This is a genomic window from Streptomyces sp. NPDC057271 (assembly GCF_042668715.1).
Lineage (GTDB): Bacteria > Actinomycetota > Actinomycetes > Streptomycetales > Streptomycetaceae > Streptomyces.
Genome location: NZ_JBHUYJ010000185.1, coordinates 1 through 7,880 on the forward strand (window position 1 = coordinate 1; position 7,880 = coordinate 7,880).

At 70.9% G+C, this 7,880-nt stretch carries 7 protein-coding genes; all 7 read right to left on the reverse strand.

The window, feature by feature from the left end:
- Positions 1-29 precede the first annotated feature (29 nt).
- Positions 30-1,598, reverse strand: coding sequence for an ATP-binding protein (locus ACFUJR_RS38175; protein ID WP_383180040.1), 1,569 nt, complete (start codon positions 1,596-1,598; stop codon positions 30-32).
- Positions 1,599-1,625: 27 nt separating this feature from the next.
- The gene (locus tag ACFUJR_RS38180) at positions 1,626-2,078 is read right to left on the reverse strand and encodes a DUF6238 family protein (RefSeq protein WP_383180043.1); all 453 of its coding nucleotides are present in this window, start codon (positions 2,076-2,078) and stop codon (positions 1,626-1,628) included.
- A gap of 35 nt (positions 2,079-2,113) precedes the next feature.
- Positions 2,114-3,580, reverse strand: coding sequence for an SCO6880 family protein (locus ACFUJR_RS38185; protein WP_383180046.1), 1,467 nt, complete (start codon positions 3,578-3,580; stop codon positions 2,114-2,116).
- 132 nt (positions 3,581-3,712) lie between these two features.
- Positions 3,713-5,107 (reverse strand): ATP-binding protein, encoded by a 1,395-nt coding sequence (locus ACFUJR_RS38190; protein ID WP_383180049.1) that lies wholly within the window; start codon positions 5,105-5,107, stop codon positions 3,713-3,715.
- A gap of 27 nt (positions 5,108-5,134) precedes the next feature.
- Positions 5,135-5,824: a hypothetical protein gene (locus tag ACFUJR_RS38195; protein WP_383180052.1), complete on the reverse strand. Its 690-nt coding sequence runs from the start codon at positions 5,822-5,824 to the stop codon at positions 5,135-5,137.
- Entirely contained in the window at positions 5,824-6,132 is a 309-nt protein-coding gene (locus ACFUJR_RS38200; protein WP_030195549.1) for a DUF6112 family protein, read from the reverse strand. The genes ACFUJR_RS38195 and ACFUJR_RS38200 overlap by 1 nt, the downstream gene beginning before the upstream one ends.
- Before the next feature lie 87 nt (positions 6,133-6,219).
- A complete protein-coding gene (locus tag ACFUJR_RS38205; RefSeq protein ID WP_383180056.1) occupies positions 6,220-7,365 on the reverse strand; it encodes a C40 family peptidase in 1,146 nt (381 codons plus the stop codon).
- Positions 7,366-7,880: the final 515 nt, after the last annotated feature.

Here is a 7,880-nt window from a genome sequence, read left to right on the forward strand (position 1 = left end):
CAGTCGAACCGACCCTTGGGTAAGGTGCGTCATCGGCCCATCACCCTTGGGTTCATGGGGATTACGACGTCAGTATTCGTGAACTCACGGACCTTTGCCGACATGCGGGCGTCGGTGTCGAACAGTTCGCGTTCGGCCGGGTGCAGGATGTGTTGCGTGATGAAGGACCGGCCGGCGACCTTCCACAGGCCCCGGCCCTTGGTCAGGGCGGACACCGCCTGGGTCTCGACGCCAGTCAGGCCGAGCAGCGAGGCGGCGGCGTCGAGCTGGTCGGGCTCCTGGCGGTAGATGATGCGGGTGGAGCAGTCGGCCAGGAGGCCCTCGGCCAGGACACGGCCGCGTGAACCGGCGTCGCCCGCCGAGAGCAGGTCGCTGAGCCGGTGGATGACCATGAGGTTTGCGATGCCGAGACCCCGGCTGAGCTTCCACTGGGACTGCATGCGCTCCAGCAGACCCACGTGCCTCATCAGTCGCCACGCCTCGTCGTAGATCACCCAGCGCCGACCCCCGTCCGGATCGGACAGAGCGCTCTCCATCCATGCCGAGGCGCAGGTCATGGCCAAGACCAGGGCGGTGTCATCGCCGGAACCTCCGAGGCGGGAGAGGTCGATGGACAGCATCGGCGCGGTCGGATCGAACGCCACCGTCGAGGGGGCATCGAACATGCCACTCAGGTCACCGTGCACCAGTCGGCGCAGGGCGTGCGCGAGGTCCTGGGCGGCCGACCCGAGGTGTCCGGCCTGGTGTCCGAGGGCTTGGTCGAGGCGTTCGGGCGAGCCGAGGGCGTGCGCGATCTCTCCGAGCAGCGGCACCGTGCCACGTGCGGCGGCCTCGGCGACGACCAGGTCGAGGGCGAGGTCCAGGGCGGTGTGCTCCATCGGCAGCAGATCGCGCTTGAGCACGGTGCGCGCCAGGCCGGCCAGGAGCAGCAGACGGCGCTTTCGGACCTCGGTCGCCCAGTCGTCCTGGCTGACGGAGGCGGGCCGGGCCGGGGCGTCCAGTGGGTTCAGCCGGCCGGGGAGGCCGGGGCCCAGGGCGATGCTGTAGCCGCCGAGGGCCTGCGCGACGCCGGTCCACTCGCCCTTCGGGTCGCAGGGGATGTAGATCCGGTAGCCGTGGGCGATCGACCGGGTGGCGATGGACTTCGCCAGCGCGGACTTGCCCATGCCGATGATCCCGGCGAGGACCGCGTTGGGGTTGGTGAAGCCCTCGATCCGGCCGCTGCGGTACAGCGAGAATGGGTCGAAACAGAAGGCGGCTTCGGCGTGGACGTCGCGGCCGATGAAGATGCCCTCCGCCCCTAGGCCGCCCTCAGCCACGAAGGGGTAGGCCCCTGAAGCGGTGGCTGTGGTCATCCGGTGGGCGGGCAGGCTGAGCTTGCCGCCCCGGGCCGAGGCCGGACCGGGACGACCGGTCGGCGGGTAGGTCGGCCGCAGCTCCGGGTCGAGGGTTTCCTCGGCGCGGTGCTTGGGTGGTGTTCCGGCGAGACGCGCCTGGCGGCGGGCCTCGGCGAATCCGGCTCGGGCGGCCCTCTGCTGGGCCCGCGAAGCCTTGTGCGGCACGTACAGGGGAGAGGCGCTGGCGCGGGTACGGGGCATGAACGTTTCTCCAGGCAGGTGATGGGGTCAGCGGCGGACGAGGCCGGTGAACGGCGTGTTCAGGTCGGCCGGGGTCGTACGGCGGCGCACCAGGTGTGCGGCGCGCTGGTGGCGCTGGCAGATGGTCAGCTCCGGTGCTCCTTCGGGCAGGCCGGCCTGGCACGCCTCGGGTTCGGGCACCTCGCCCGAGTCCGGCCGGGGCGCCGCGTGGTAGGCGGCGTGGACGTGGTCGGCGGCCTGCCAGATGCGGGTGCGGGCGGCGCGAAGCTGGTCGCCTTCGATCGGCACGAGCTGACCGGTACGGGCGGCATGGGCGTCGAGCAGCCCGTGCACCGAGACGAGATGCGCGTGCAGAGCGTCCAGCTCGGCCCGGCTGGTGACGAGCGGGCCGCCGGGGAGGTTGAGCGCGCGGTGGAAGTCGAGCGCGGCGGTGGCGAAGGGCACGAAGTCCTGCGCGGTCGGGCTGGCGGTGCGGGACATGAGGGTGCTCTTTCGAAGGGAGGGAATGGCCGGCGTCAGGCGGAGAGCGCGAGCGGCAGGGCGGCGGCGGTGAACGCTTCGGCCTGCTGCCAGGTCAGCGGCCGGACGTCGAGCTGGGCGCCGACGGCGGCGGTCTCCACGACCGCGCAGGCGGAGCGGAGTTCGTCCTCGGAGTCGGCCGAGACGGTCAGCAGCCCGGTCAGGGCGACATCGGCGTGGCCCGCGATGAGCTGGCGCTCGCGGGACTTGATGTCCTGGTACTCGATCGAGTCCGCCTCGGAGTCGACCTTGCCGCGCCGGGCCCGCTCGGCGGCATCGGCGATCACGCTGGCCTTCTTGCGCTGGACGTCGCGCAGTGCGGCGTCCAGTCCCTTCGGCTCGTAGGAGAGCGACAGCGTGCGCCGGACGCTGCCGGTGAACAGGAGCTGGTGCAGGAAGCCGGCCGACGTCTCAGTCCTCGGCCAGTTCTCCACCCAGTACGTGGCATGGACGGCCGAGTCGGTCGCGATGTGGTCCGCCTTCTCGACGACCACGACGGGTCCGGCGGCGGCGGACTCGGCCTCGGGACGGCCAGCGGTAGACCACCGGTCCAGCGCCGTGAGGGCCTTGGGGTCGTAGGCGGTGCGCACGACGGCGGCGATCTCGCGGGCGGAGAGCCAGCCAGTGGGGTTGAGCCCAGCGGTCCGCGCGGCCTGGTCGAAGGTGGAGGTCAGCTGCGCCAGGACGCTGAAGGAGCCGGTCAGGCCACCGCCGGCCTGGTTGATCAGCCGTCGCGCGGCCTTGGTGTCCAGCGCCACCGCGACGTACGCCTCGTGGGGTGCCGCCGCCGGGCCCGCGCTCTGGATCAGCTCGCTGTAGATCGCGCCGGCCATGGGGGCGTGGGGTCGGCCGTGCTCTTCCCAGTAGCGGCGAAGCGCGTCGCCGGAGTCCGGGACGGTGCGCTCGATCACCTGGATGCGGGCGATCTGCCCGGTACGGGCCAGCGCGGCCAGCGCGCGTCCCCAGCCGTTGACGTTGGCCTGCTGGGTGCCCGGGTCGAGGAGCGCGTAGGCACGGGAGGAGACCTTTACCACGGCGGTCAGCGTGCCGCGGTGGGGATCTTGGACCGCACCGTACCGGCCGTCAGGGGCGGTGACCACGCGCAGGCTGGCGGCGGTGCCGGGAAGGTGGAGGAGTCCTTCGCGGGTCGGCCGACGGGAGGGCCGGGTGAGCCAGACGAGCTGGCCGCGCATCCGGCGCAGGACGTACCGGGTGACGATCGGAGCCCACTCCGCCAGGGCACGGCCACGGTGGCGGACGAAGACGAACAGGGCGATGACGGCCCACAGGGGGATGAGCTGGAGGGCGCCGACCACGCCGCGGGTGATGACGACGGCGAGAAGGAGAAGGCCCGTGAGGCTGGCGACGATCAGCTGTGGGGCGGTCAGCCCGAGCAGGATGCCGCGCCTGCTGCGGTGGGGGAACTTCACGGTGGCCGTAGGGGCCTGGTGCTTGCCGGACATGGTGGTTCCAGACGGTGGGAGCGGGCGAAGGACGGGGCGCGCGGCGCTCTTCTGGAGGTCATGGGGGACTCCTCTGCTGGTCGGTCAGGGTGGGGCGGGCCGTGGTGTACGGCCCGCCCCGGGTGTGATGGGTCAGGAACCCGACGGCGGCTGGGTGGGGAACACCCAGTTCGTCGGCGTCGGAGAACCGGTGGCCGACGGTCCGGCGGGCGGCGGCACAGACGCGGGGCCGACAGACGGCAGGGAGGTCATGCTGCCGCCCGGTCCCGACGCGCCGACGAGATGATCGGAACTGCCGATGACGCCGTGGGCGACCACCTCCGACCCTTCCGCTTCGTCCGCGCCGGGACGCGTGATCAGCGGGGGGATCCCGGGCCGCTGGATCAGGGCCCGGCCCTTGTCGCCGGTCGCGTTCGGGTCCTCGCCGTACCGGAAGCGGGTCTGCTGCTTGGGCGGCCCGGCGTCGATACCCTCCTTGCTGAGGTTGCCGCCGGCGGGATTGATGCCGGAGGCGACGCCATCGGCGCCCGCGCCGGGGACCTGGCTCGGACCCTGCGGAGCAGGGGTGCCGGTGCCGGCCTGCATCGCCAGGGTGGCCGCGGTCTTCGCCGCGCCGACGGCGACCGCCATGCCGGCGACGCCGGTGCGGTGCAGGTCGTCGTGGCCGCCGCCGTCGCCGGCCCAGTGCACGAACTTGTACGTCGCGTACGGGCAGAGCAGCACGAGGACCATCACGACGATGCCCGCCATCGCGTCGGACAGGGCCGCCATCCCGTCGCTCGCGTCGCTCTTGCCCATGGCGGAGACGCCGATCAGGAAGACCACGGTCATCAGGAGCTTGGAGACGACCAGGGTGGCGGTGGCCTCGATCCAGCCGCGCCGCCAACGCTTGGCGACCTCCCAGCCGCCGCCGGCACCGGCGAACACGGCGAGCGAGACCATGATCAGGACGCCGACCTTGCGGGCGACCATGACGCCCCAGTAGAGGAAGGCACCGATCGCGCACCCGAGGGCGACCAAGGCTGGGACGCCCCAGCCGAGGCCGTACATCGCACCCAACTGGTTGACCTTCACCACGCGCCGGATCGCGTCGTCGACGGAGGTGTTCGCTGCTTGGAACAGCCCGTCGGACAGGGCGTCGACCACGGTGATGGCGACAGAGGTGAAGGCAATGGCGCAGAAGCTGAAGAGGACACCGGTCATGGTGCCGAACGCAGCCTGAGCAAGAGCGCGCTCATCGCGTCGCCAGGCCGCGGTCGTGAGCTGGATACAGAAGATGCCGACGGTCAGAGCGAGCCCGATGGGCAACAGGAGCTCGTAGTTGTCCCGGAACCATCCGGCGTCGAGGTCGATGGCGGTCGTCTCGTTGACGGCCTTGGCGGCGAGGTCGGCGGCGCTGGCCGCCAGTTCGCCCATCGACTTCGCGATCCACGCGCCGATGCCGTCCGTGACGGTTCCGGCGGGGTTGGTGGCGAAGTCGACGGCGCCGCACACCTTGTCCATCAGCGGGAAGTCGCAGACTCCCATGGCGATACCTCCTTTCTCGAACGGGGATCAGGGCGCGACGAACGGCATGACGCCGACCAGAGCGCAGGGACGGTCGGGCCGGCACTGGACCGCGAGAGTGGTGCCACGGCTCTCCGCACCGCCGGCGGGCGAGCCCTTCCAGGCGATCGACTGCTTACCGGAGACCGTGACGGCGTAGACGTACGCCTGGGTGATCGCCCCGGGATCTTCCTGAAGGGCCCGGGTGAACGCGTTCGGGAAGTGCCCCTCGTACACCTTGGCGGTGGCGAACTGGCCGTTGGCGGCCATCTCCTTCCACAGCACCGCCGAGGGGACGACCTTGTCGACCGAGGCTGGGTCGGCGTACTTGGTCTCCGTGGTCAGCCACCCGCGCAGAGCCTTCCGCAGCTCGGGCTGCGAGTACGCACGGGTGTCGTAGGACCACAGCGCTGCTGCGGCTGCCTTCCCGTACGCGATCGGGTCATGGGTCTTCGGCGGGACGGGAAGGGCACGAGGAACTGTGTGCGGAGTGGACGACCCGGATGCCGAAGGGGTCGAAGAGGAGCCCGAGGGTGAACTCGGCGGTGGAGCAGGGGATTCGGAAGGGCTCCTGCCGTCGCGGGTGAGGTACGCGGCCAGGCCGGCGAGGGCGACGAGCACCACCAGGACGACGGTGCCGAGCAGCGCCCGGCGGCGCACGCGAGATGCGCCGCCGGGGTGGGTGGAGTGCTGTGCCATCAGTGGACCTGCGTCCCCAGCGTGCTGAAGAAGGCCACCACGCCGTTCGCCGCGCCGAGCAGAAGGGCCGCACCGGCACTCACCAGCACGCCCTTCTTGCCGTTGGCCTCCGCCTGGTGGCCGCCGGAGTGGTGACCCCAGGCCCATACGCCCGCGCTGACGGCGAGGGCGCCGACGACGGCGATGAGCCCGAAGAGATTGATCGAGCCCATCACCTGCTTGAGGACGGACAGGCCCGGCAGACCGCCCTCGTTCGGCTTGATTCCGGGATCGTAGGCGAGCTGAATGACCTGGTCAGCGAGATACATGGGGAACTCCGGTTCGATTACATGCACGTCAAAGCCCGCTGGGGCGAAGCGGCGGTGCGAGGAAAGGGGAAGGGGGAGAAGCGCCGGTCAGATGACTCGGCGGGCCGCGAGAATCCGCGGTTTCCAGGAGGCGAGGGTCGTGATGCGGACGACGTCGCCGGTGCGCGGGGCGTGCACGATCAGGCCCTGCCCGATGGCCATCCCGACGTGCTCGGGTACGGCGGCCGTCCCCTCGGTGAAGAGCAGGTCACCCGGCTGAAGGGCATCCACCGATACCGCCCTGCCTTCCTTGACCTGCGTGTACGTTGTGCGCGTCAGGGTGACCCTGGCGGCCTTGTACGCCTGCTGCATCAGGGAGGAGCAATCGCACCGGCCCATGGCGTCCTTGCCGTGAGAGTCGGTGCAGGTCCCGCCCCACTGGTACGGCGTGCCGAGCTGCCCGAGCGCCCACCGGATCGCCGTCTGGACCTCTCGCGGAGCGTTGGCGGGGATCTTGTAGTCGGCCGGCAGCGCGCCGGGCGGGATGGTGCCGAAGTCGGTCCCGTCCCCCTCGGCACCGCAACCCCCCGCGATACCGGGCGCAGGACTGCCAGTGTCGGCCGAGCCGGACGGCGAAGGGTCCGGTGACGTGCCACCGGCCTTCGGCAGCAGGGGCTCGATGGCCTTCTGCAGAGCGGTGGCCAGGGGCTCCCACTTGGCGTACGCCTCCGGGAAGCCCGACCGCTGCACCGCCTGGGCAGCCTGCGTGATCGACAGGGACTGCCAGCCCGAGACCTTCTGCAGCCCCTCGTAGAACTTGGTCGAGGCGTGCACCGGGTCGAGGATCTCGTTCGCCGTGCCCCAGCCCATCGACGGCCGCTGCTGGAAAAGCCCCAGCGAGTCGCGGTCGCCGTAGGTCAGGTTCCGAAGGCCGCTCTCCTGCAGGGCGGTCGCCAGGGCCACGACCTGCCCGCGGGCCGGGATGTTCATCGCGACGCCGGTGGCCTGAATCGTCTTGGCGTTGGGCACCTGCTCGGCCGGGTCGTCCAGGCCCGGCACGGAGACCGAGTCCTTGTCGCCGCCGTCGAGGATGGCCTTCACCTGGGTGGCGACGGCGGCGGTATCCACATCCTGTGCCGCGCCGGTCGAGCAGGCGGCCGAGGCGGTCCCGGCCCCAATGGCGAGAATCGGAACGGCCAGCAGCAGCGGAGCTGTTGCGCAGAGACCGACGACGCCCTTGGTGGTCTTCTTCATCGCCGCCGCCGTTCACCGAGGCGGCGGTGCCGGCCGGGTGACGGCGTCGGGTCGGGGCGCGGAGGTATCAGGGCATGCTGCATCGCAGCGGCTCCTCGGTGTTTGTAGGAGGCGCGGTGCCGACTTCTCGTGCAAAGCCGTCGGCACCGCGCCGATGTGTATCCGCCGCTCGGGCGGCCCGGGTCAGAGGAGTTGGTAGCTCCCGGACGCCGGTCTCAGGTCACGCGCGGCAGCCAGCCGCGCTCGTAATCTCAGGCGGTACACCGGGGCTCCTGACGGTGTGCGGGAAGGAAGAGGGCAACGTGCCTCCGATACCGCTCGACTGGACGAGACAGCACGGATAAGTACAGGTCAGCGGGTGTGGAGCGAGGCTCCTGCCCGGTGACACGGCGAGACAGTAGACCGGGATTCCGGCCGCACCAAACGACAGTGAGGATGGATGCTGGCACCGTCCGACGGCCTGACTCTCCAAACGACTGACGCTCAGGCTGTCCTTGATGAGAATTGTCGGCCGA